The organism is Candidatus Hecatella orcuttiae (genome assembly GCF_002009985.1).
Classification (GTDB): domain Archaea; phylum Thermoproteota; class Bathyarchaeia; order Hecatellales; family Hecatellaceae; genus Hecatella; species Hecatella orcuttiae.
The window spans coordinates 753,026-777,046 of sequence record NZ_MTLX02000005.1 but is presented as its reverse complement, the minus strand read 5'-3'; the positions used below and the strand labels follow the sequence as shown (position 1 = coordinate 777,046).

The following is a 24,021-nucleotide window of genomic DNA, read 5'->3' as shown; positions in this document are numbered from 1 at the left end:
GTGGAAGAGCGAATTGGAGTCTACATATGCCATTGTGGGACGAACATTGCAGGGACAGTGAACGTTCAAGAAGTAACAGAGTTTGCTTCTAAACTAAAAGGAGTTGTGGTGGCAAGAGAATACAAATACATGTGCTCTGATCCAGGCCAAGACTTGATCAAAAAAGACATCAGGGAATGCGGTTTAAACCGCATCGTTGTTTCCTCATGTTCACCGCTGATGCACGAGCAGACTTTCAGGCGCGTTTTGAATGAAACAGGCTTGAACCCGTACCTGTTCCAGATGGCAAACATCAGGGAGCAGGATTCATGGGTTACGGAGGATAGTAAAGCTGCAACGGAGAAAGCTAAAAGACTGGTAGCAGCTGCCGTGAGAAGAGTTTCCCATCATGAGCCCTTGGAGATCAAAACTTTCAGTGTGAACCCGAACACATTGGTTGTGGGCGGAGGCATAGCCGGGATCGAGGCGGCTCTTAGAGTTGCTGATTCCGGTAAAAAAGTCTACCTAGTAGAAAAAGAGCCCACCATAGGCGGCCACATGGCGCAGTTTGATAAAACTTTCCCAACTCTAGACTGTGCTGCATGCATACTCACTCCCAAGATGTCTTTGGTTGGAAGTAACCCCAACATTGAGCTACTGGCTTACAGTGAGATTGAAGGCTTTTCAGGTTTCGCAGGCAACTTTAAGGTCAAAATCAGAAAGAAAGCCAGATACGTAGACCCTGAAAAATGCACTGCTTGTGGAGAATGTCTCAACGTCTGCCCAGTTGAAGTACCCAGCGAATTCGACTTAGGCCTCGGCCTTCGCAAGGCCATTTACATGCCGTTTCCCCAGGCAGTTCCTCATACTTTCCTCATCTCCAAAAAGGAGACTCCACCCTGTAAGTTAGCTTGTCCCATCCATCAAGATGTTCAGGGGTATCTAGCCCTCATCGCTGAAGGTAAATTCAAAGAAGCTTACCAGCTCATCAGGAAAACTAATCCCCTCCCTGCCGTCTGCGGCCGGGTGTGCTATCATCCCTGTGAAAACGTCTGCAACCGCAGATATGTCGACGAGCCTCTGTCTATAGCCGCCCTCAAAAGATTTGCAGCTGACCAGGTTGATGTTGAAGAAATAGAGATACCGTCCATAACTAAAAACGGTAAGAAAGTCGCCATCATAGGCTCAGGTCCAGCAGGTCTTACCACAGCTCATGACCTAGCCCTCATGGGATATGATGTCACCATATTCGAAGCTGCTAGCGAACCGGGTGGAATGCTGCGGATGGGGATACCCGCCTACCGTCTTCCCAGAGACATCCTCAGCAAGGACATTGGCTACATTGAAAAGCTTGGAGTGCAAATTAAGACAAACGTTAAAGTAGGAAAACAGATTCGATTTAAGGAATTGAAGAAAAAATACCAGGCCATCTTCTTGGCTGCAGGGGCTCAGCGGAGTGTGAGCCTCAGAATTCCTGGGGAAGACTCGGAAGGCGTTATCCCCGGCCTAGATTTTCTCCGCAGAGTGAACATGGGTGAAAAAGTTCAGCTGGGACGCAGGGTGGTGGTCGTCGGCGGAGGAAACACTGCTATCGACGCTGCTAGAGTGGCAGTTAGGCTGGGGAGTTCTACAACTATTCTCTATAGGCGTTCCCGCGAAGAGATGCCTGCCAGCAAGGAGGAAGTTCACGCTGCTGAAATGGAAGGCGTTAAATTAACGTTCCTCGTGGCTCCGAAAAGAATCATTGCGGAGAAAGGCCGAATATCAAAAGTGGAATGTATCCGGATGGAGTTAGGCCCTCCTGACGCCAGCGGGCGCCGGCGGCCTATTCCCATTGAAGGTTCAGAATTCACCATCGAAGTAGACAACCTCATCGCTGCTATAGGCCAAACACCCGACCTAGAATTCGTCAAAGAGATAGGCTTAGAGCTTTCCCCCGCGGGGACGCTGAAGGTCGACGAGGCCACTCTAGCCACCAATCTGGAAGGTGTATTCGCAGGAGGAGACGTGGTAACTGGTCCTGCCACCGTCATCGATGCCATGGCTGCTGGTAGAAAGGCCGCCCAGTCCATTGACAGATACCTGAAAGGAGAGCCTTTAGCTCCCACCCCGGAAGAAGTGAAGGCTCCCCGTGAACCTAGCGAAGAGCAGATCGCGGAATTCAGAGAACGTTTCCCTGTTCAGGAGCGGATTGAGCCTCAAGTTGCAGAGCCTAGCGCGCGGATAAAAGATTTCAGCGAAGTAGTCCGAGGCTATGACATCGAGCGAGCTAAAAGTGAAGCTGACCGCTGCATGGATTGCGGAATATGTTCCGAATGCTTGGAATGCGTTAAAGCCTGCGATCTGGAGGCAATTAACCATGAGATGAAAGATGAAGTGATGGAGATAGATGTTGGAGCCGTCATTGTAGCCACAGGATTCGACGTTTTCGATCCCTCTATCGCTCGGCAGTACGGTTATAGAGTCTATGATAATGTTGTAACCTCACTCGAATTTGAGAGGATGTGCAATGCTTCAGGGCCTACTGGCGGTAAGATAACCCTCAAAAACGGAGAGGCACCTAAAAGCATAGCCATCCTCCACTGCGTCGGAAGCCGGGATGAAAACTACCACGAATATTGTTCCCGGATATGTTGTATGCAGTCCATGAAATTCGCTCACCTAGTTAGGGAGAAACTACCCGATGCTAAAGTTTACGAACTCTACATCGACATCAGAGCCTTCGGCAAAGGGTATGAAGAATTCTATAAGAGAGTGATGAACGAGGAAGTGATTTTCATAAGAGGTAAGGGCGCTGAGGTTACAGATTTCGCTGAAACCCCAGAAGAAGAGGGAAAACTCATCGTAGTATGCGAGGACACCCTCCTCGGAGTAGTGCGGCGGATTCCGGTGGACATGGTCATTCTCAGCGTAGCCTTGGAGCCGAGGAAAGACAGCGACAAGATCGCTAAAACATTCCTTCTCAGCCGAAGCAGAGACGGCTTCTTCCTAGAAAGACATCCGAAGTTAGCCCCAGTCTCCACGGCCAACGACGGCATCTACATAGCAGGAGCCTGCCAAGGGCCTAAAGACATACCTGACTCGGTGGCTCAAGGAGGAGCAGCTGCAGCTGAGGCGCTCTCGCTTATCGACCGTGGTAAAGTGGAAGTTGAGCCAGATATAGCGGTAGTTGATGAGAACCTTTGCTCCGCCTGCCGGGTTTGCATTCGAGCCTGTCCCTTTAATGCAATAGAATTTGACGAGGAAAAAGAAGTGGCGGTGGTGCAAGAAACCCTCTGTAAAGCTTGCGGGGTCTGCGTTGCCGCATGTCCTTCAAGCGCCATTAAACAGCAAGGTTTCACAGATAAACAGATTTACGCGGAAGTGGAGGGAATTTTGGCCACTTAAAAAGGGGTGTTTTGATTGGGAGAGAAGTTTGAACCTAAAATAATCGGTTTCCTGTGTCGGTGGTGTGCCTACGCGGGAGCCGACTTGGCTGGTACAAGCAGGATGGAATACCCACCTAACGTGTACACGATCCGAGTTAACTGCACAGGCAGAATAGACCCAACATTCGTAATTAAATCTCTAGCCCAAGGGGCTGACGGAGTTCTCATTGCAGGATGCCACCCGGGAGACTGCCACTACATGGAAGGGAACTATATGATGTTAAAAAGGTACACTCTCCTTTCAAGGCTTCTGGAGCAGTTCGGCATAGAGAAAGAGAGAGTGAGGCTAGAATGGATCTCAGCCTCCGAGGGAGAAAAATTCGCCAAAACAGTTCATGAGATGACAGAGAAAATCAGACAACTAGGGCCGTTAAACTGGAACACTGGCAAGAAGGAGGGACGGTAAAAATGGGAAAGTTGAAACTGGGCTTCTACTGGGCTGCTTCCTGCGGAGGCTGCGAAATATCAGTTCTCGAAATAGGGGAAAAAGTATTGGATGTCATGGCTGTTGCTGACATAGTCTTCTGGCCTGCGGCTGTGGACTTCAAATTTTCCGATGTGGAGAAAATGGAAGACAAAAGCATAGACGTTTGCTTTTTCAACGGGGCCATTCGTAATCGCGAAGATGAGCATGTAGCTAAGCTTCTGAGGGCTAAGTCTAAGGTGATGATAGCTTTCGGCTCCTGCGCCGTAGATGGGTGTATCCCCGGCTTAGGAAACGCCACCACCGTCAAAGACATCTTCACCAGAGCCTACCATGAAACTCCAAGCACAATCAATCCGGAAAAGGTGGAGCCTCAGCCGAAATACTCAATTCCTGAAGGGGAGTTGGAGTTACCTGAGTTGAGGGAAAATGTTTCCACCCTCGACGAAGTTGTCGATGTGGACTATTATGTTCCCGGATGCCCGCCTGTTGGAGAGCAAGTTTGGAATGCCATCCAAGCCATCGTCAGCGGGAAACTGCCGCCGAAAGGCTCAGTTGTGGGAGCCTCAGACAGGGCGCTTTGCCATGAATGTGAAAGGAAAAGATTGGGGAACAAATTCAAGACCATCTACCGACCTTACGAAATCGTCCCCGACCAAGAGCAGTGCCTTCTAGAGCAAGGTGTCATCTGCATGGGGCCTGCCACGAGAGGGGGCTGTGGGGCATTGTGCCCCAAGGCTAACATGCCTTGTTGGGGATGCTATGGGCCTTCGCCTAACATTGAAGACCAAGGCGCCAAGATGCTTTCGGCCTTAGCCTCAAACTTGGATTCCACAGATGAAGAGGAGATAAAGGAAGCCCTAGGCAAAGTAATAGACCCCCTAGGTAAGTTCTACAAGTTTACTCTAACCAAATCCATTCTTGGGAGGGTAAGAAAATGAAAACAGTAACCATAGACCCTATAACCCGGCTTGAAGGTCATGGGAAAATAAGTATCTTTCTAGACGACAGAGGCAATGTGGCCAATGCCTACTTCCAAGTCCCCGAGCTAAGGGGTTTCGAAAAATTCTGCGAAGGCCGATTTGTAGAGGAAATGCCGGACATAACCGCGCGCATTTGCGGTGTCTGTCCTGAAGCCCACCATATGGCCTCCACCAAAACATTAGATGCTGTTTTCAACGTGGAGCCTAGTTCCGCGGCTAAAAAACTCAGGGAACTCCTCTACAGTGCTTTCTACGTATACGATCATACCACTCATTTTTACATTCTAGGCGGCCCCGACTTCGTCGTCGGCCCCGAGGCGCCTCCGGAGGAGCGAAACATCTTCGGCGTGATACGTAAAGTAGGTGTGGAAGCCGGAAAGTACGTGATAAAACAGCGAATGGACGCCTTGGAGATCGTGTCCATGATCGGCGGGAGGAAAGTTCATCCAACTTTCGGTGTTCCCGGCGGAATAAGTAAGCCCTTGAAAGAAACGGAAAGAGCTAGAATAGAGGAAATGGCAAAAGAGGAAGTCAAATTTGCGCAGTTCTCCTTGAAACTTTTTGAAGACATAGTCCTCAAAAACAAGACCTACGTGGACCTCATCACCGGAGACACTTACACGCACAAAACCTACTACATGGGTCTGGTGGACGACAAAAACCGAGTGAACTTTTACGACGGAAAAATCAGGGTTGTAGACCCGGACGGCAATGAGTTCGTGAAATTCCCAGCCTCCGACTATTTAAATCATCTTGAAGAACGAGTGGAACCTTGGTCTTACCTGAAATTCCCGTACCTAAAAAAAGTGGGATGGAAGGGTTTTGTAGACGGTAAAAACAGCGGAGTCTACCGCGCCAACACTCTCGCACGGCTTAACGCCGCGGACGGAATGGCGACGCCTCTTGCTCAGGAGCAGTATGAAAAACTATACGAAACCTTAGGCGGAAAGCCCGTGCATGCTACCCTAGCCTTTCACTGGGCCCGTTTGGTGGAATTGCTTTACGCTGCGGAAAGACTCTTGGAACTCAGCCAAGATTCTGAAATAACAGATCCGAACGTTAGAAGACCAATAACTGAGACCCCTAGCGAGGGAGTAGGCGTTGTTGAAGCTCCCCGTGGCACTCTTTACCACCATTATCAGACTGATGAAAGGGGGATCGTGCAGAAAGTTAACCTTATAGTGGGTACTACCAATAACCATGCCGCTATATGCATGTCCATTAAAAAAGCGGCAGAGGGGTTAATCAAGAACGGTGAAGTGTCGCCGGGAATACTAAACATGGTGGAAATGGCTTTCCGAGCCTACGATCCCTGTTTCGCTTGCGCCACCCACACGCTGCCCGGTCAGATGCCTCTTGAAGTTGACATTTACGATAGTCGCGGAAAGCTCAAGAAGAGGTTGACGCGCTTCTAATTTTTTATTTTGAAGTTTAACTATTCCTCTATTTTATATTTAGGCGCTGGAAGTTTACTTCGTAATCTTTATCTGCCCATCGCTTACTGATCTGTTGAAGATCAAGTTGAAAACTTTGATACTGGGCGTAGGCAATGAAATCTTAGGAGACGATGGGATAGGCATACAGGTTGCTCGAGATTTAAAAAAACGGTTGCGCCGCCGCACAGACATCGATGTCAAGGAGGCCAGTGCGGGAGGATTAAGGCTCATAGAGGAAATGCTGGACTACGATAAAGTGATAGTTGTAGACGCCATAGCAACTGGAAAGACTGAGGTAGGCCGAATATTTAGGCTTTCCCCCTCGGAGTTTGACAGCACCCGTCACCTTTCTTCCTCCCATGACTTGAATTTCGCCACCGCTTTAAGACTTGGTGAAAACTATGCTCCCAATAGAATGCCGAAAGAAATAGTGGTCTACGCCATAGAAATAAAAGATTTCTCCGTCTTCACGAAGCGGATAACGGCGAAAGTTCGGGAAGCCGGTCTTCGGGTTGTTGATGCTATTTTGAAAGAACTGGAATCATGAGGTCAATCTGCAAAGCTGGGACGCATCACGCTTCTACCCTCCAAAATTTTGGAGGGTTTAATAACCGTCCAAAAAATCGAAAACGGCGGAGACGCGCAAAAAACAAGATTACGGAAAACTTCTGCAAAGGGGCACAAACCTACGTTACTCAGGTTCTGTTCCTTCAACTTTCAACACTATTTAATATAAGTTGCAACTTAGCAGTTCCAAGTCGCTTATTCAAGCTTAAATAAACTTATGTGCTTCCGTAGACTTTACCACTGGTGAGCCTAGTTCAAGGTGGAGATGGCGAAAGGTGCCCAAGTTTCCCATACCCCTACGAGAAAGGAAGGAGTTTGCCTTAAAATACGGGGAAACTCTAGTCACTCTTCTGAAGAAATATTTGCAACGCAGGCTTCCCCAAGAATGGACGTTTGAAATAGAGTATAACCCAGACCAGTCACCGCGTGATCGGGAGGAAATCAGCTTGAAGATATACACAAAAACCTCCGAGGGCCTTTACTCTAATACACTCAGATTACCTTTTATGGTATATATTCCTTCCAACATTTACGTTTTTATTCCAAATTTTAATCAGCTTGAAGAAGAAATATTACGATTTATACATAATTCCGTCATTGACTCAGTAAGGCCGCTCAAAAAATCCGTTCCACCTGAAAACTTTCAGCAGAAAGGAGTTTTAAGTAAGCTAGATTTTCTGAGATTTTTGCGAAGGAAAATTTTATAAACTTTTCTAATGATATTGAAACAGTATTTACGAAGTAAAACGTGATAAGCCTTGAAAGAGTGTCTGGCAAAATTTACCGTAGCAAAAAAACTGCTGAAAAATGGACGAAGCTATTCTTCGCCGAGAATCTATCTGCCAACAAAGTTGGTTGACGACTCAAGTTTCCCCTTCAAAGAAGACCTAGTATGGGTTAGTGTTAAAATTAAAAATAGGAAACTGATAATTCAGCGAGCATCCAAAAAAACCCTACTAAAGTATAATAAATTTAGGGACATCTCCTCTTCGCCCTAATAACTGGAGAGGCGTTTATAAGAGAAGGCTGAGATATTTTTCGACATTTTTAGCTTTCCATTCCCGCCTTATGGCGTCGGGATACCATCTACTGTAGGCGCCCTCGTAGGGGACTCTATGCCCGATCATATACTCCCTTAAATCTTCGCTGAGGCCTGCTTCCTGCATTCTCATGTTCCAGTATCTCCTGAAGACATGAGGATATATCTCGTAGCGTTTATCCGAGGCCTTCCCTTGAATTCCAGCTCTTAGGGCGACCTCGTGAACTATTTCTCTGATGGAAACAGATGTTAAAGGGGGACCCCTTTCACTTTTAGAAATTTTTGTAGGCGTCGACTTTCCGTTTTCACCGCCTTTAGAGTAGCTCCTAAAAAGCCAGCTTTCCCCGTCGATAGGTTCACCGTCCCTTCGACGTTCTTCTATCATCATCTTCAAAAACATGATCGAGTCTCTCCCTACCGCAAACCTGTAGGCTTCACCCAGCTTGTTGATGTTAATTCCTTTGTCATTTCTAAGCACAGCTGGAACTTCCACCAGCAGCGGGTTCTCATTATTTTCAAGTCCTCTTCTTACATGTTTATATTTTAAAGCCGTTAAAACCCCGCTTCGCTGGCCAGATTGAGCTAGGAAGGTTATCAGAGCTTTGTCTCTTATGGTGGAGCATGCACCTACCATAATGCTGATTTCCTGCTGGCTTAGAACTCGTCGGGAGGCGAATTCTACCCGGCCTTTGAAACTTCGCGGTGCCCGAGGCAGGATCACGTCATTCCAGCGATAGAAAGACCTTAAGCATTGATAAGATGTGCTCGCTGTCTTTAGACTTTTACCTTCTCCCAGCAGCTTATTGTAGAATTCTTTCAGCTGATTATGTGCAGCGGAAAGATTTTTTTCAGCCTCTCGAATTAAGGTGTCAGGGTCTTTCCCTATCCACTGACAGAACTTAGACAGCCTAAATAGATAGACTTTTTTGGTGTTAGGTCTGTCTGGGAAATTGCTCATCCAAGATCGAACAGACTCGTAGGCTAGGAGGTCTTGCATGTTTTCCACCGGAATAATTATGGGTGATTTCATTTGTTATATAAGGATTTTTCCGTATTGCACTCTGCATATATACGGAAAAATTTTAAGAGCCCTTTCATTTCCAAAAACTTTTCCATTTTACCCCCTAACCTCCAACAAGAAAAGATCCGGAAAATTTATGGAAAACTTCCTACTTCACAGTTTTCGATTTTTTGGAGAGCACTATACCCGTCCAAAATCTTGGACCCTATGCTGAGTGAGGAAAACTCGCTCAACATCTTTCAGGTTGCTGATCTCGCTTACGGTTTTATCGTCTCTGATACGGATGATTCTGGCGAATCTGAGGGCGTAGCCGCTGCTGTACTGGGGACTCCGCTGAATCTCCGAAAAGGCTATCTCCGCCACTATTTCAGGCTTAACTATGACCGCCCTTCCTTCAGTTTTGAGGGCTATGTTTTGAAGCCTTTGGGTGAGAGTTTTGATTTCTTCGTTAGTCAAACCCTTGAAAGTTTTCCCAACTATTTCAAACTTGCCGCCATGGAAGGCTTCCACGTATTCTGGAAAGGTTGTGGGTGAGTCTTTCTTTTCACCATCTTGAACGCTTGCTGCCAGGTAATAATCACTAAGCCACTTATGCCTATATCCATAGCCGTACTCCGCCGCCACAATTACAAGATCTAAAGTGTAGGGAGGCCGCTTTATTTTCAGCCATTTTTTCCCGCGGATGCCCGGGGTATAAGTAGAATCTGGACGCTTGGCTACAACGCCTTCGCATCTTCTACCTATGGCTTCTTCAAAAAATCTCCTAGCTTCGTCGAGGCTTACAGCGGTTAGGCTGCGGACAAGCATCCGCGAAGGAACAATCTTCTCCAATATGGCTTTTCTTTCCATCAGGGGTTTATCGATAAGAGGCATCCCGTTTAGGTGGAGAATATCGAATAAGAAGAGGGCGACAGGGACATGCTTAGCGAAGTCATAGGTCTCTTTAATTCGCCCGTATCTTTTCATAATTTCTTGAAATGGTTGAAAGCGGCCTCTATGATCCACGGCTACTATTTCCCCGTCTATTATGGCTTCTTTTGCCTGCACCTTCTCCTTTATCGTCTTGGAGACCTCTGGGAAAGAATCTGTAACCTCCGTCAATCTTCGACTGTAAATGCGAACTTCAGAGTTTACCTTATGAATCTGCACTCTAACCCCATCTAACTTGTCTTCTAAACATGTTTTTCCCCCGTGCTGCCTAAGCACTTCTTCTAAGCTTTCAGCATGTTCGGCCAACATAGGCTTTACAGGATGAAAGGGAACTATGACCGCCGCCTCTAAACCAGCCTGTCCTTTGGATTTCAACAGTCTCCCCAGCCGCCCCAAGTCCCCTATAGACATGTGGGCTATGCGGATCTTTTCAACTCCGATATTGAAGGCTCTGGCTAAAGCTTCCTCCATGAGGCCTTCGCCGAATCCATGCCTCATTTCCCCCAGCAGATTCTTCACCAAATATTTCGCTTCCAACGGGCTTACCCTGCCTAAGAGGCTTTCCAGCAGCCTTTCTTTCTTAACCCGAGCGCCCGCTCCTGTAAATTCCGCTATCTGCTGAAGGGCTTCAGCAACTTCTCGGCAAGTTATGGGCTCATCTTTGAGGAGTTTTTGCGTTTTAGATGGATATTTTTCGAGAATTCTCTTAACAGTTTCTCCTACATCCCCTGTTTGGCTAAATTCGCCGAAAAATTTCTCCTCCTCCACCTTGGTCATCCTCAATACAGTGCGGTAAAGAGTCAAATGGCTGAGGTTCAAAGGCTGCCCGTAAGCTTTGGGGAGGTTCCCCATGATAAGGGAAATGGCTGCAGAAATCTCCTCCAAGTCTGCCCTTTTGAGAAATTCTACTACTAGGTTTATCTTGGAAATTCTACTGGAGACTTGACTTAAACGCTCACATAATTCGCAGAGTTCTTTAAATTGAACCACGGCAGTTTAGGAAATATAGTCTTCAGTGATTAAAGTTTTTCTTATGTCTTAAGGCGGGAATTGTTTTGAAGTTTAAGAGACCCCGAATTATTGTTTACCTTCGCTGTAACTGCTTCCATCTTTAACAATTCCTCAGGGACCATATAGGATTCCCTAGCAATGGTTCGCTGAGTTTCTTCCAACTCCCATGGTACGTAGACAAGGGCGACGGTTGCACTGCCATATTTCCCCTTAGGGACCTCTAAACATTCAGGTTTTGTTTCAACATGAATTAAGCGCATCTGCCTGAGTTTAGCCATCTCCTGAAGTTTCCATTTTAACTCCCTATCGATGGCTTCCCGATCTTTATACCCGTGAGCCTCAGCGACGATTCCATATTTTCTTTCATCTGCTGTGATGCCCCAGGCCCATCCTATACCTGCGCCGATGGTCTCCCCGGGATCTCCGTCCATTCGAGCTAAAACGCAAAACGTGATGGTGCCAGGTGTGATTTCAAAGCTCTCCATTTTCTCCGCGTCTGGGGGAAGTATGGAAGACACGCTCACAAGGTTGCATTGTCCTATTCCCGCCTTGATGAGGGCGGCGTCAAAGGCGTTTAGAGGAGACGTAGAACTGGTTGCGCATCCGCTGGTCAGAAAGAATTTTTTAGGCAGAAACAGTCCATGTATCGGATACGCCAACTTTCTATGATTTGCCTCCCTTTCCTTAACATGCAAGGTTTTTACGTTTTTAGATGTTTTTAATTTTTCTTATTAAAGTTTTTCCTCAGAATAAATCCTTTAGACACGATTAATTTAAAATATAAAGCCGAAATTAGGAATATTTTCAGGAAGCTTCATTATTATACATTTCAGTTTAAAAAATTTAGACCCAAACCTTAAAAATTTAAAGAATTTCTCTTTCAAAGCCCCAAAAGTTTCTAGGTTGATGGCTTTCAAATAAAGTTTTCTAAAAAACCAGAAAACTACCAAGGTTCTTTTTTTTTCCCTAAAAGAAAAAGGATCACGTTAGCAGTTATGTGAATAAAGGGCGTTACCACCAAAACGGCGAAAAAGACCTCTACGGTCAGAGTTAGTAAGGGAACAGCTAGGTTAAAGAGGTAGATGAAAAGCAGAGCCACTAAAATGAATCCCAGCTGGTCTAGCACGGGCGCTGGGGCTCCTCGGGGAAGATTGGCTCTCCTTTTGATAAAAGCCCCTATAAGGTCTCCTGAAACTGTACCTGAGCCTACGACCAACCCTAAAAGAGCGTAAAGAGGCAGAGGGAAAGACTGAGTGGTTACCAAATTCAGGAAACTCGCTGTCAAAAGGCAGCCTACCACCCCAAACATCACCCCTGCAACAGCTCCTCTCACCGTTTTACCGTCTCCTAGAAGCCTCCGACCGTCGAAGAAATTCTTTCCTCCGTCGATGGGCCTCCCACCCCCAAAAAGGACAGGCATGCCGTTGGCTAGATAGGCCGGCACCATGATGATGGCTGAAGAGATGATGAAACTTAGGTCAGCCAAGCTTCAACCCACGGCCATCTGAACCAGTAAACATCCTTTTCCATATTAAACTTACGAAGCCGCATAAGCGAGGGTGCTTCAGGTCAGGGATTTGAATGAAAAAAGCTCCCAGCAGCCCAGCACCTCATTGAGGAAGCCGCCGAACTTGGATATAGGAACAATGGGAACTCCTCTGTAGACAAGGTAGTTAACCTCCAGCAGAGTTACAACCACCGGAACTGCCTTCAAACAAGGTGGAAGCTTCATTTTTAATTCAACCTCGATTTTCTTCAAGTTCTTAGGAGATGACAGAGCCTCCAGTCTCTTCAGTTGCATGTCCACTATTCTCTGAACCTTCGACCTGTTTAGGTGGGTTTTCCAATGTTTACAGTCTATCATTAACGCAAGCCAATTTTGAACGGCGAGAAGATCTATTTCACTCCATTCTCCGTTCATTTTCACCCTCAAGTGGGCTAAAACATGGTAGTTGTTTTTCTCCAAAGCGTAGGCTGTTACCTTTTCAAACTCTTGCCAAGTCAGATATCGGCAGACAGAGCCGAGGGTTAAACCCAGCCTTAAGGCTTGAACCGCCAGATCTACTTTCTGGATTGGCGAAATTTTTAGGCGGTTTCCCTCTCTGGAAATAAGCCTCTGAACAGCGAGTTGGTTCAACTGGTCTCTGGCTGTGTGGGAAGGTAGAAAAGTGTTGGATAATAACACGTCCTCAAGTAGGACATCGCTTTCCTTTGTGTACTTCAAAATCTCCAGTAAAAATTCTTTGTTCAATTTTGCGAGGGTCAAATTGGAGATTTTCCCAGCTTGTTTAATTTGTCCGTGGGCTTTAAAGCCTATCTAAAAGGGCTTTCTAGTAAGGTATATATCTTTTCTCAGCATTTTTCCTTTAATTCCAACACCATAAGAGGAGTTCAAGACACTTATGGGAAAGACCATAACGGAGAAGATTCTTTCGAGGGCATCGGGGAAGAACGTAGAGCAAGGCGAGCTGGTGGTGGCTGAGGTAGACTTGGCCATGGCTCATGACGGGACCGCTCCCTTAGCCATTAAAATGTTCAGGGAAATGGGCGGCGAACTCCTATGGAACGCGAAAAAAGTCATCCTCGTCATAGATCACGTAGCTCCCAGCGCCACAGAAGGGACCTCCAGTCTTCACAAGCTGATGAGGCAGTTTTCCGCGGAGCAGAAAATTGAAAACTTCTACGATGTGGGTGTGGGAGTATGCCATCAGCTGATGGTGGAGAAACACGTGGAACCTGGCATGGTTGTAGTAGGCGCAGACTCTCACACATGCACCTACGGAGCCTTGGGAGCCTTTTCCACGGGCATAGGCTCCACAGAGGTAGCGGCAGTTTTCAAGACGGGAAAACTCTGGTTTAAAGTTCCTGAAACCTTAAAGATAAACCTAGATGGCGAAATGCCTCCTCATGTTACTCCTAAAGACGTTATCCTCTACCTCATCGGTCAGATAGGAGCAGACGGAGCTACCTACAAGGCTGTGGAATTTTCTGGAGAGGCTGTGAAGCATATGAGCGTGGACGGGCGGCTTACTCTTTGCAATATGGTTGTGGAAATGGGAGCTAAAAACGGTTTGGTAGAACCTGATGAAACGACTGAGAAATATATCCTCGAGAAGAGAAGGAACTTCTCTAAAGCTTTGAAGAACGACCCTGACGCAGAGTTCGTGGAGACACGTGAATACGACGTATCAAAGATTGAACCTCAAATAGCATGCCCGCCCACAGTGGATAATGTGAAGCCTGTCAAAGAAGTGGAAGGCCTTGACATTCACCAAGTTTTCCTAGGTTCATGCACCGATGGTCGCGTAGAAGACTTGAAGGAGGCCGCTGAAATCTTAGCTGGGAAAAGAATCAGCCCTCATGTTAGGATGATCGTCGTCCCTGCTTCCGTCAACGTGTACCTAGAAGCTTTGGAGGCAGGATTCATCAAAACTTTTCTCGAGGCAGGATGCACGCTGTGTAATCCCGGATGCGGGCCTTGTGTAGGAGCTCATCAAGGGATCCCTGCTCCCGGGGAAGTCGTCCTAAGCACTTCCAACAGAAATTTTGTAGGGAGGATGGGGTGCGCGGAGGCAGACATTTACCTCGTCTCGCCTAAGACAGCCGCTGTGTCCGCTTTAACGGGGAAAATAACTGACCCTCAAGGTTGGAGAGGTTGACCTATGGTTTTCAAGCCCATTAAAGGTCGAGTTTGGAAGTTCGGCGACGACGTAAACACTGATGTCATCATCCCAGGTAAATACAAATTTAAAACCCTCAACATGAAAGAGCTGGCGGAACATGCTATGGAAGGCTTAGACCCGAACTTCTCAAAAAAAGCCAAGCCGGGGGATGTCATTGTAGCTGGGAAAAATTTCGGATGCGGCTCCTCCCGGGAGCATGCTCCACGGGTGTTGAAGGAACTGGGCATAGGCGCTGTGGTGGCGGAGTCTTTCGCCAGAATATTTTTTAGAAACGCCATCAATGTGGGTTTACCTGTACTTGAGTCAAAGGAGGCATCCAAAGAAACTAGGGAGGGAGATATCCTAGAGATAGACTTGGAGGCTGGCGTGATAAAGAACAGGGAGGCTGAGAGATCCTACAACTTCAGACCTCTACCCTCCGTTCTTTTGGATATTCTTCAAAGCGGCGGACTGGTTGAGTATCTTAAGAAGAAGGGTACCTATGTCCTCTGAAGCTAAAAAGCTTTAAGCCTTTTAACATGATTTTTTTGGTGAGGATGTCCTTGGAGAAAATAGTCCTAGCCTACTCCGGCGGCCTTGACACCACAGTCATGATAAAGTGGCTTGCGGAGAAATACAACGCAGAGATAGTGACCGTAACTGTAAATGTAGGCCAGCAGGAAGACCTTAAAGCCGTTGAGGATAAAGCCCTGAAGCTAGGAGTCTCGAGGCATTACAACATAGACGCCACAAAGGAGTTTGTGGAAGACTATGTCTTCCCAGCCATCCAAGCCAATGCGCTTTACCAAGAGAAATACCCTCTCAGCACCGCGCTAGCAAGACCTTTGATAGCTGCTAAACTGGTGGAAGTAGCTAGAAAGGAAAAAGCCTCAGCAGTAGCTCACGGCTGCACTGGAAAGGGAAACGATCAGGTTAGGTTTGAGGTCAGCATCCGCGCCCTAGCCCCTGAACTCACTGTGTTGGCTCCGGTTCGAAAATGGGGGTTAACGCGGGATAAGGAAATCGAGTACGCGCAGAAGCATGGAATACCTGTAATCTTGAAAGAAGCCTCATACAGCATAGACCAAAATCTGTGGGGGCGCTCCATAGAGTCAGGTCCGCTGGAACATTTAGACACTGAACCCCCTGAAGATGCCTTTAGCTGGACAACATCCCCGGAGAAAGCTCCTGATAAACCCGCTTACTTGACAGTGAAATTTGAAGAAGGAGTCCCAATCGCATTAAACGGCGAAGAACTTGACGGGGTGACCCTGATCGAAAACCTGAATCGAATCGCGGGGGCTCACGGGATAGGAAGAATAGACCACGTGGAAGACAGAGTCGTGGGGTTGAAGTCAAGAGAAGTCTACGAGTGCCCTGCTGCAGCATGTTTGCTGGAAGCTCATAGAGACTTGGAAAAGCTGGTTTTAACCCGCCATGAGTTGATGTTCAAGCAGTATGTAGACTCGCAATGGAGTTGGCTGGTTTACAGCGGCCTTTGGGAAGACCCTCTCAAAAAGGACTTAGACGCCTTCATCAAAACCAGCCAGCAGCGAGTAAGTGGATCAGTTAAGCTTAAACTTTTCAAAGGAAGCGTGAAGACGGTGGCCAGAAGCTCTCCCTTCTCCCTCTACGACCTCAGGTTAGCCACTTACGACGTGAAGTCAACCTTCGACCAGTCTGCTTCTGAAGGCTTCATCGAAATCTGGGGGCTTCCTACAAAGGTTTCCAGCCAGCTTCTGGCCAAACTAAAGTCTGCCACTAAAGAATCGGAAGTCAGCGAAGATGAAAAATAAAAGTAAACCCGGATCCATGGGGACGTTGTCGACTTTGAAAACAAAGGAAAAACATCCTACTGTAGCCTTCCTAGGACCTAAAGGTACTTTCACCCAGCAGGCGGCGATAAAATTCTTCTCCAAAAGGAAAGCGAAGTTCCTTGAATTGGAGTCTCTTCAAGAAGTTTTTGAAGCCGTAGCTGAGGGTAAGGCTACCTACGGGGTTGTGCCGGTAGAAAATTCTGTTGAAGGTTCCGTTAACTTAACTCTGGACCTCCTTTACAAGTCTAATTTGAAAATATGTGGCGAAATCCTGGAGGAGATAAAACACAGCCTCATAGTGAATAGGGGAACGGATAAGTCGAAAATCAAAGTCATTCTATCTCACCCTCAAGCTCTGTCCCAGTGCAGAACCTATCTGGACGAGAATTTCCCCAAAGCAAAGAGAAAAGAGGTGGAAAGCACGGCTTCAGCTGTCAGAAAACTCAAAAGAATGAAAAATGCCGCAGCGATAGGAACAGAGTTGGCTGCGAAGATCTACGGTATGAAAATTCTGGAAAAAAACCTCTGCGATTGGCCTCAAAATTTAACCCGTTTTATTGTCCTCTCCCAAAGTGATTCTAAGCCTACAGGAAAGGATAAGACCTCTCTCATCTTTTCCACCAAAGACGTCCCCGGCGCCCTTCATAAAGCGTTGGAGCCTTTTGCCTCCCGAAGCATTAACCTGACAAAGATCGAGTCCAGACCTTCTAAGGAAAAACCTTGGGAGTATGTTTTCTTCATGGAATTTGAAGGGCATAGAAAAGATGAAAAGTGCGCAGAAGCCATAGGAGACCTGCGAAGCCTATGTGAATTTCTTAAGGTCTTAGGCTCCTACAGGCGGGCGTCGTAAAATTTTTACCCTGATGACTTCAAAAATTCAAGAGCACTGTAAACTTTTTTAGGCGAGGCCTTGAACTCAGCGCTTTCAGCCAAGTAATCCCTTGCTGCATCAAAAAATTTTATGAAACTAGCTTTGTCTTTTCCCTGAATGATCCGCTTCAATTCGTTGACCTTTTCAATGTGTAATGATAGGATTTTAAGAAAAGCTTTATTGTCGATTTGAATGGACCCATAGGTTTGAGGGTCTTCTTGAAGGACGCTTCCAGCCAGAAGAGTCTGCATGGAAAAAGTTGTTCCCGCGAATTTTTGAAGCTCTCCTATTTTTTCACCCGCCGCGGAGAGTGTCCGCCCGAATACTATGTTGACAAAATGGGGTAGAGCGAGAGTGAGGGCCATCATCCTGTCATGGACTTGAGCGTTGGGGAGAATTACTACGCGAGCTCCTGCTTCGCTGAAAATCCTCAGAAGCCTCCTCAATTCTCCTTTCAAACTACTCACCGGAATGACTAGCATGTTTTTTCCAGCCATGGTTTGAGCGGCTGGACCGAACATGGGGTGGAGGCTTAGGCAGTGAACTCCGTAGGCTTCGGCTTTCTGCAAAGCTGGGATGACATCGCTTTTCAGGGAAGCAACATCCATGAGGACGGCTCCCCTCTTCATCAAAGGAGCGTTCTCCAAGAGAACAGCCGCTGTGGAATTCAGCGTTGTGGCCACCATCACCATATCGGCGTCTTCCACGGCAGGTTTCCCCTTTTCGGCGAACTCCACACCCAGTTGAGCAGCCACCCGCCTTGCTTTTGAAAGGCTTCGACCGGCTATCAAAACTTGGAAGCCTTTGTCTTTGAAAAATTTGGCAAACCACCTGCCCATTCTACCCGTTCCACCGATGATGGAAATTTTTCTTCCAAAGGGATCCAAACCTGACACCTTCTAGGCTGCGGATGTTTTAATCAACCTTCTCCAATTCGCCTATCTCCGCCAAGTGGTCTACCGAAAAGACCCTGTAGGGTGTTATCGCTGCTTGGAGGCCAGCGTTGATGATCATCCTCGCGCAGAGACGGCATGGTACCAGATAGTTTTCCGTCAGCGCTCTTCCAGTGTCCGCATCTCGCCCTGCAATGTAGATGGTTCCCTTGAGGACGCTGACTCCCGCCCGGGCGGCGTTGATGATGGCGTTTTGTTCAGCGTGGACACCTCGACAGAACTCATATCTCTCCCCTGGGGGGATGTTACGCACCTTTCGAATGCAGTAGCCTAGGTCGATGCAGTTAGGTAGCCCACGGGGCGCCCCATTGTAGCCTGTGCTGACTATCTGGTCGTCTCTCACGATGATGGCTCCGTAGTGTCTCCGGAGGCATGTGCTTCTCGTAGCCACCTGGGAAGCTATGGCCAGATAATATTCTTCCTTAGAAGGCCTCATTTTTCATTCCAAAGTAATGACCGGCTCACATTAATATGGTTTCCCATTTGCTCAGCGTACTTTTTCTCCAAGTCCAGCCAAACTTAAAATTAATCGAAGGGAGTTTGGATATGTTAAACTCTCCAGTTTTTTGGAGAGTCTAGGCGGGAAAACGAGCCTATTCCCCGTTAAAGGTGTGGGATTGTTCGTTTTAACCTCCGGAAACTCCCTGAGCGATGAGTATTTTGTCTCCTTCTCTAAGCTTTGTAGCGAATTTTTCGTTCAGATACTCTGCGTAGATGCCGTTTAACGCCACCTTGTTGTAGCTTCTAATCTCTCCCCCCTCTGGGTTGAACAGTTCCTTCCGGAATTTTTGGCTTCTTTCAGCTAAAGTTTCAAGTAAATCCATGAGCGTTGAACCATCCGGCAATTCCACAGTTTCGCTTCGCCTACCGACGATTTCTCTGAATGTTGTAAGATAGACTACGTTGACTTTCATAGATACAGAGTTCCCCATATTAAGCTGAGAATGGAAAAAATAAAAGACTTTATCTTGGAAGTTTTCCCATGGCCTCTAAGCTGTCGGCTACATCTTTTAGGTCTAATGCTTCTAGTTTCTTTCGGGGGATGAGCCCTGTTTCTTTATCCCAACCCCGGAGCTTATAATATTCGTCTAGCAGTTGCTCCAACTCGACGACATGCCCCTTCGGCGGCCCTTCGGGAGCTGGTTCCTCGGTGAACCTTGAAGGCAGTGTATCGTCTTTCCGCGAGATTCCCTCTCTGATGTTGAAGGCCCTTTGTAGGTTGACGATTCTTTCTCCTATCGTCCGCATCCCTGATGCATCAATGTTCATGCCTGTCGCCAGTTTAACGGCTTTGGCCATTTCCGGATAATAAACTGCCCCTGTGAAGAGAGGTAGACTGGTTCCTGCGCTTTTACACAGCAGTAGACTGTCGCATAGGGCGCATAGTTCCTCCCCGTCTTTAACCTCAAAGGGTTTATGTTTGATATCAAGCCTATTGGCCATTTCGGGAAGATACTCTCGGCCATAGCGGGCTACGATATATTCATTCATTACAACCTCGTCGAGGAGGGGGAAAGCCTTCAGGTGGTCTGCGCCTCTACTGGAGGTGGCGTGAGCTAATCCCATAGACTTTTGTGCTCTGCCGTCTTGAGCAGCAATCTCCATCCCTTTAACGTGCATCACATACTTCTCGGAGCCTTTTCCGATTTTTTTAGAGGCTCTTAAGCTTCCTTCAGCCAAGAGGTTTCCAAATCCTTCCCTTTTTGCGATTTTGTTGATAAGCTCGATGAGGGTTTCAGTGTTGCCCCAAGATAGAATTAAGCCGCCTGTGTCTTCTTTGGTGATGATTCCTTTCTCATAACACTCTATAGCCCAGGAAATTGTTCCTCCAGTAGATATGGTGTCCATGCCGTATTCGTCGCAGAGCTCGTTGGCGTAGATGATGACGTCAAGATTGTGAATCCAGTTTCTAGCTCCTAACGCTGATAAACTTTCATACTCAGGCTGTTTTGCATAGATCCTCCTGTAGGGTCCCTGCTTTACCATCAAAGGTTTTTCACATCTAGCCCAGCATCCGAAGGAGGCTCTGTCCTTAATCCTATACTCTTCCCTAATCCGTTCGCCGCCTATTTCCTTAGCATGGGGAGTATATCCTGTTTGAAAATTTTTCACAGGCCATCGGGCGATTTCGTTCATCAGCTCTACCAAAATCGGAGTTCCATATTTAGCCCTAGACTCGATGAATTTATCCCGTTTATACAGCTCAATGATTTCCCTTGAAAACTTGTAGAATCCCTCAGGATCAGCCAGCGCCACATCTTTTGAACCGTGAACGGCTACGGCCTTCAGTTTTTTAGATCCCATCACGGCGCCTATCCCGCTTCGCGCAGCGGCCCTTCGCTGGTGCAGTATTCCGGCGAATCTCACCAGATTTTCTCCAGCAGGGCCGCAGCTGGCAACTTGAACATCCTTGCCATGCTGCTCTCTCAGTATTTTCTCGGTTTCAGAGGTTGTTTTTCCCCAAACATCTTTTGCGTCTTTGAGTTCAACTTTGTCATCATCCACCCAAAGGTAAACAGGTTTACTGGCTCTCCCTTGGAAGACTATGGCATCGTAGCCTGCGAACTTCAACTCTGACGCCCAATGGCCGCAGCAACTGGCATCACCATAAATGCCTGTGAGAGGAGACTTCGCTCCCACTTCAAACCTACCGGCTTGAGGCCATCCTGTACCAGAAAGAGGGCCGATGGCGAAGATGAGCCGGTTTTCTGGGTCAAATGGGTCTAATCCGGGTTTAACTTCATCCCATAAGATTTTTGTGACGAAGCCGTTTCCGCCTAGAAACTTCTTTGCCATGTCGCTGGATAGCGGTTGGGAAACGGTTTTTTCCCGGCCCAGATCCACTCGGATTATTTTTCCGCCATATCCTTTGAATTTAAAAGCCATTCCTCAATCACCTTAACTCGAGTTTGCGCAAGGTCTATGCGTTTTTCATGCGCCACCGCTTCGGTGGATACGAGCTTTAACGCTCCGGTGGGGCAGAAATCGAGGCATTCGCCACATTGGTCGCATTTGATGGCTGTTCCTTTATCTGGGTGGATGAAAATGGCTCCGAAAGGGCATTCTTCCACGCATAAACCACAACCTATGCAGTTTTCTTCATAAAGTACAACTAAGTCGTTCTCTTTCACCAAGGCATTGGTGGGACAGGGTTTGGCACAGGGAGGGTCTGCGCACTGGCGGCAGGCTATCGGCATGTCGATTACAGGCCCTTCTCGGACAACCCTTATTCTAGATTTATGTGGGTTCATAATGCCTTCCTTTGCCACGGAGCAGGCTATTTCGCAGTTTCTACATCCGCAGCATTCCAAAGGGTCTGCGTAGAGAATTTTTTTGACCACCAATTTCACCTAGAACCATCTACATCTTCACGCATGCTGTTTTATTTAAATGCACCCGTAGCGACCTTTCATCTTAGTTTTCTTCTGCCCATAGCTAAACCGGCTAGCAAGTATAAGGTAGTCCAAGTTACTATGTGGTATAAGGCCGCTGTGGGCTTCGGTATCCACTCTATATTGAAGGCTGCGAAGCCTTTTTCACCGATTCGGAGAGTGACAGTTAAGAGGTCCTCCATCATAATTCCCAAGGGTTCATCTAATCCCGGGGCAACACTCAGGTCTAATACGTCGAAATCTATGTTCAGCAAGACGTTCTCAGTTCCTTTGTAGGCTATCTTGACAGCCTCCTGGATGACGGCGTTAATGCCCCTTTCTTTGATGTCCTTGTAGGTGTAGACATGGCTTCCTCGTTTCTGATACCAGTCCAATTGTTCTTTGAAGTTTCGCGGTCCCCGCATGCCGATCAGAACGAATTTTTCCATGTCTACCTTTTCCAATGTGGAAACGGGATCAACCCAGCCAACGTACGGGGGTGGACAGGCGTTATCTCCATGCGCATCCAAAGTTATGATGCCTATGCTTCCCTTAGACCGTTCAGCCATGGCCTTCGCAACAGCGTACATGCTGCTCTCAATGGTGATAGGTATGCAGCCCGCCTCCAACACTTCGCTTATTTTTTCAACAGTTCGCTGAACAGCTCTAACCCAGTCTTCCCGGGTTATTATCGGAGAGATGCCGGTTACATCTCCGTAGTCGACAAGCCTTATATGCTCAAACACGTCGATGTTCAGTTCTGGCAGAAATCCGCTGTATTTCACCGAAGCTTTTCTCAGCAGCATGGGGTCGAGGATTTCAAAAGTTCTTTCTCCTTGGCTGTAAAAAGTTAAACCTAAATCTGTCCTCCAAGGGTTTTCCCCGAAACTCTGATAGCCGCCGCCTATAATTGCCACGTCAGCTCCTTTAAGGTCTCGCTTGTCCCTCGCGCGAGGGACAGCCAAGAAGGTTGGCGTGTTGCCGTAGATCGTAGGTGTTAACAGTTTTTCTAGAGGGTCCATCGGCTTCCTATGCTTGAATTTCACCATTTACCCCTCTATCTCGGTAATGTTTATTTCTTTACATCTTATCTAAAGTTAACGAGTCCGGTGTTCACATGAAAGTGAGTAAAGTCGATCTAGTCTTGAAAAACGGGAAAATTTTCACATCCTACGGACTACTGGACGCGGGTTTGGTTGTGGATGACGGAAAAATCGTAGCAGTGGCAAAGGATGCACATCTCCCTGGAGCAGACAGGGTTATTGACGTGAAAGGAAACCTAATTATACCCGGGGGCATCGACGCCCACGTCCATATTTATAATGGGGAAAAATTTCGCTACCGAGAAGATTTTGAAAGCGGCACAAAGGCCGCCTTAGCAGGTGGGACCACGATGGTTATTGATTTTGCAGGCTGGGGGGAAGATGTGGAAAAAAGTTTTGAAAGGGTGAAAATGGTAGGTGAGAGGGAGTCCTTAATAGATTTTTCTCTGCACGTTTACATATTGGATGAAAAATCCATGGACTGTATTCACAGCTTGGCCGAGAAAGGTGTTGCATCCTTCAAACATGTCCTAGCTAACTGCAACGGGCTTGAACAAGTCATGAACGACGGAATCCTATTGGAGTCGTTTAGAAAAGTGGGAAAGGCGAAGGGGATAGTTTCAGTTCATGCGGAGAGCGAAGAGATAAGAAGACACCTTCAAGAGGAGCTTAAAAAAGCTGGGAGAATCGATGCTACTGCTCATGCAGAGTCACGGCCTAGAATATGTGAGGATGAAGCTGCCATGAGAGCGATCCTGTTTGCCGAGGAAGCCGGGGTGCCTCTGCATATTTTTCACGTCGGCTCGGGCAACGTTGCAGATTTCCTTAGAAGATGTAAGCAGGAGGGTTTCCCTTTAACCGGTGAGACCTGCCCACACTTTCTATTTTTCACTCAAGAAGACCTCAGGAAGTTCGGGCCGTATCTTCAGACGAACCCTTGCTTGAAGTCCAGAGAAGATAGGGACTCGCTGTGGAGGGCAGTGGCAGACGGCTCCCTAGACATCATCACAACGGACCACTACGCTCCTCTAAAGAGGGAGAAGGACAAGGGATGGGAAAACATATGGGAGGTTGAAGGCGGGGTGCCTGGTGTTGAAACAAGGCTTATGCTCATGATGAGCGAAGGTGTAAACAAAGGGAGAATCTCCTTAGAAAGATTCGTTGATGCTTGCTGCACCAAGCCGGCGAGGATATTTGGCTTTTACCCTAGGAAGGGCGTCATCCAACCGCGGTCCGACGCGGACATCGTGGTCATCGACAGGAAAAAGGAATTTAAAATATCAGCAGACCGCCTTCACCATAAAGCCGATTGGACACCTTTCGAAGGATGGCGCATGAAAGGAATACCTGTGATGACTGTGTCTAAAGGAGAGCTTATGATGGTGGACGGTGAAGTGTGGGGTAAGCTTGGGAAAGGTAGGTTCGTACCATGTCAAAGGCACCATATTTTGAAAAAATAATCTTGCCCAGATGAGCTACATAGGCA

General features: G+C 47.3%; 22 protein-coding genes. 11 read left to right on the top strand and 11 right to left on the bottom strand.

Features of this window, described 5'->3' with window-relative positions; translation table 11 throughout:
* The 6 genes from BWM17_RS07000 (at position 1) to BWM17_RS06975 (ending at position 7,524) form a co-directional block, all read left to right on the top strand.
* On the top strand, positions 1–3,366 hold the full coding sequence (locus BWM17_RS07000; RefSeq protein ID WP_309493220.1) for an NAD(P)-binding protein: 3,366 nt from the start codon (positions 1–3) through the stop codon (positions 3,364–3,366).
* A 15-nt stretch (positions 3,367–3,381) separates the two neighbouring features.
* Entirely contained in the window at positions 3,382–3,813 is a 432-nt protein-coding gene (locus BWM17_RS06995; RefSeq protein ID WP_309493219.1) for a hydrogenase iron-sulfur subunit, read from the top strand.
* Positions 3,814–3,815: 2 nt separating this feature from the next.
* The gene (locus tag BWM17_RS06990; protein ID WP_309493218.1) at positions 3,816–4,772 is read left to right on the top strand and encodes a F420-nonreducing hydrogenase; all 957 of its coding nucleotides are present in this window, start codon (positions 3,816–3,818) and stop codon (positions 4,770–4,772) included.
* Entirely contained in the window at positions 4,769–6,229 is a 1,461-nt protein-coding gene (locus BWM17_RS06985) for a Ni/Fe hydrogenase subunit alpha (protein ID WP_309493217.1), read from the top strand. Before BWM17_RS06990 ends, BWM17_RS06985 begins: the two co-directional genes overlap by 4 nt.
* A 94-nt stretch (positions 6,230–6,323) precedes the next feature.
* On the top strand, positions 6,324–6,797 hold the full coding sequence (locus BWM17_RS06980) for a hydrogenase maturation protease (RefSeq protein ID WP_309493216.1): 474 nt from the start codon (positions 6,324–6,326) through the stop codon (positions 6,795–6,797).
* 295 nt (positions 6,798–7,092) lie between these two features.
* Entirely contained in the window at positions 7,093–7,524 is a 432-nt protein-coding gene (locus tag BWM17_RS06975) for a hypothetical protein (protein ID WP_309493215.1), read from the top strand.
* 306 nt (positions 7,525–7,830) lie between these two features.
* On the opposite strand, the gene BWM17_RS06970 is transcribed toward BWM17_RS06975, so the two are convergent.
* The 5 genes from BWM17_RS06970 to BWM17_RS06950 form a co-directional block, all read right to left on the bottom strand.
* Positions 7,831–8,886 (bottom strand): tyrosine-type recombinase/integrase, encoded by a 1,056-nt coding sequence (locus tag BWM17_RS06970; RefSeq protein WP_309493214.1) that lies wholly within the window; start codon positions 8,884–8,886, stop codon positions 7,831–7,833.
* Between the two features lie 171 nt (positions 8,887–9,057).
* Positions 9,058–10,797, bottom strand: a complete 1,740-nt coding sequence (locus BWM17_RS06965; RefSeq protein WP_309493213.1) for an ATP-dependent DNA ligase — start codon at positions 10,795–10,797, stop codon at positions 9,058–9,060.
* A 41-nt stretch (positions 10,798–10,838) separates the two neighbouring features.
* Complete coding sequence (locus tag BWM17_RS06960) at positions 10,839–11,513, bottom strand: pyruvoyl-dependent arginine decarboxylase (protein WP_309493212.1); 675 nt, start codon at positions 11,511–11,513, stop codon at positions 10,839–10,841.
* Positions 11,514–11,761: 248 nt separating this feature from the next.
* Positions 11,762–12,304, bottom strand: coding sequence for a CDP-2,3-bis-(O-geranylgeranyl)-sn-glycerol synthase (locus BWM17_RS06955; protein ID WP_309493211.1), 543 nt, complete (start codon positions 12,302–12,304; stop codon positions 11,762–11,764).
* A 78-nt stretch (positions 12,305–12,382) separates the two neighbouring features.
* Positions 12,383–13,042 (bottom strand): nuclease-related domain-containing protein, encoded by a 660-nt coding sequence (locus tag BWM17_RS06950; RefSeq protein ID WP_309493210.1) that lies wholly within the window; start codon positions 13,040–13,042, stop codon positions 12,383–12,385.
* A gap of 178 nt (positions 13,043–13,220) precedes the next feature.
* Between BWM17_RS06950 and BWM17_RS06945 the strand changes: the two genes are divergently transcribed.
* Genes BWM17_RS06945 through pheA form a run of 4 tightly spaced genes read left to right on the top strand, consistent with a single transcriptional unit; the run spans position 13,221 to position 17,147 of the window.
* Positions 13,221–14,477: a 3-isopropylmalate dehydratase large subunit gene (locus BWM17_RS06945; protein ID WP_309493209.1), complete on the top strand. Its 1,257-nt coding sequence runs from the start codon at positions 13,221–13,223 to the stop codon at positions 14,475–14,477.
* 3 nt (positions 14,478–14,480) lie between these two features.
* Positions 14,481–14,993: a 3-isopropylmalate dehydratase small subunit gene (gene leuD / locus BWM17_RS06940; protein WP_309493208.1), complete on the top strand. Its 513-nt coding sequence runs from the start codon at positions 14,481–14,483 to the stop codon at positions 14,991–14,993.
* Between the two features lie 44 nt (positions 14,994–15,037).
* A complete protein-coding gene (locus tag BWM17_RS06935; RefSeq protein ID WP_309493207.1) occupies positions 15,038–16,276 on the top strand; it encodes an argininosuccinate synthase in 1,239 nt (412 codons plus the stop codon).
* Positions 16,277–16,301: 25 nt separating this feature from the next.
* Positions 16,302–17,147 (top strand): prephenate dehydratase, encoded by an 846-nt coding sequence (gene pheA / locus BWM17_RS06930; RefSeq protein ID WP_309493206.1) that lies wholly within the window; start codon positions 16,302–16,304, stop codon positions 17,145–17,147.
* A gap of 5 nt (positions 17,148–17,152) precedes the next feature.
* Here the strand turns inward: pheA and BWM17_RS06925 are convergent, their stop codons facing one another.
* From BWM17_RS06925 to BWM17_RS06900, 6 genes are all read right to left on the bottom strand, one after another.
* Positions 17,153–18,055 (bottom strand): prephenate dehydrogenase/arogenate dehydrogenase family protein, encoded by a 903-nt coding sequence (locus BWM17_RS06925; protein ID WP_309493205.1) that lies wholly within the window; start codon positions 18,053–18,055, stop codon positions 17,153–17,155.
* A 28-nt stretch (positions 18,056–18,083) separates the two neighbouring features.
* Complete coding sequence (locus BWM17_RS06920; RefSeq protein WP_309493204.1) at positions 18,084–18,557, bottom strand: cytidine/deoxycytidylate deaminase family protein; 474 nt, start codon at positions 18,555–18,557, stop codon at positions 18,084–18,086.
* A 190-nt stretch (positions 18,558–18,747) separates the two neighbouring features.
* Positions 18,748–19,053, bottom strand: a complete 306-nt coding sequence (locus tag BWM17_RS06915) for a MoaD family protein (RefSeq protein ID WP_309493203.1) — start codon at positions 19,051–19,053, stop codon at positions 18,748–18,750.
* 31 nt (positions 19,054–19,084) lie between these two features.
* Positions 19,085–21,007 (bottom strand): aldehyde ferredoxin oxidoreductase family protein, encoded by a 1,923-nt coding sequence (locus BWM17_RS06910; RefSeq protein ID WP_309493202.1) that lies wholly within the window; start codon positions 21,005–21,007, stop codon positions 19,085–19,087.
* Positions 20,971–21,462, bottom strand: a complete 492-nt coding sequence (locus BWM17_RS06905) for a 4Fe-4S dicluster domain-containing protein (RefSeq protein ID WP_309493201.1) — start codon at positions 21,460–21,462, stop codon at positions 20,971–20,973. The genes BWM17_RS06910 and BWM17_RS06905 overlap by 37 nt, the downstream gene beginning before the upstream one ends.
* 68 nt (positions 21,463–21,530) lie before the next feature.
* Positions 21,531–22,541, bottom strand: coding sequence for an arginase family protein (locus BWM17_RS06900; protein ID WP_309493200.1), 1,011 nt, complete (start codon positions 22,539–22,541; stop codon positions 21,531–21,533).
* Between the two features lie 68 nt (positions 22,542–22,609).
* Between BWM17_RS06900 and BWM17_RS06895 the strand changes: the two genes are divergently transcribed.
* Entirely contained in the window at positions 22,610–23,995 is a 1,386-nt protein-coding gene (locus BWM17_RS06895) for a dihydroorotase (RefSeq protein ID WP_309493199.1), read from the top strand.
* Positions 23,996–24,021: the final 26 nt, after the last annotated feature.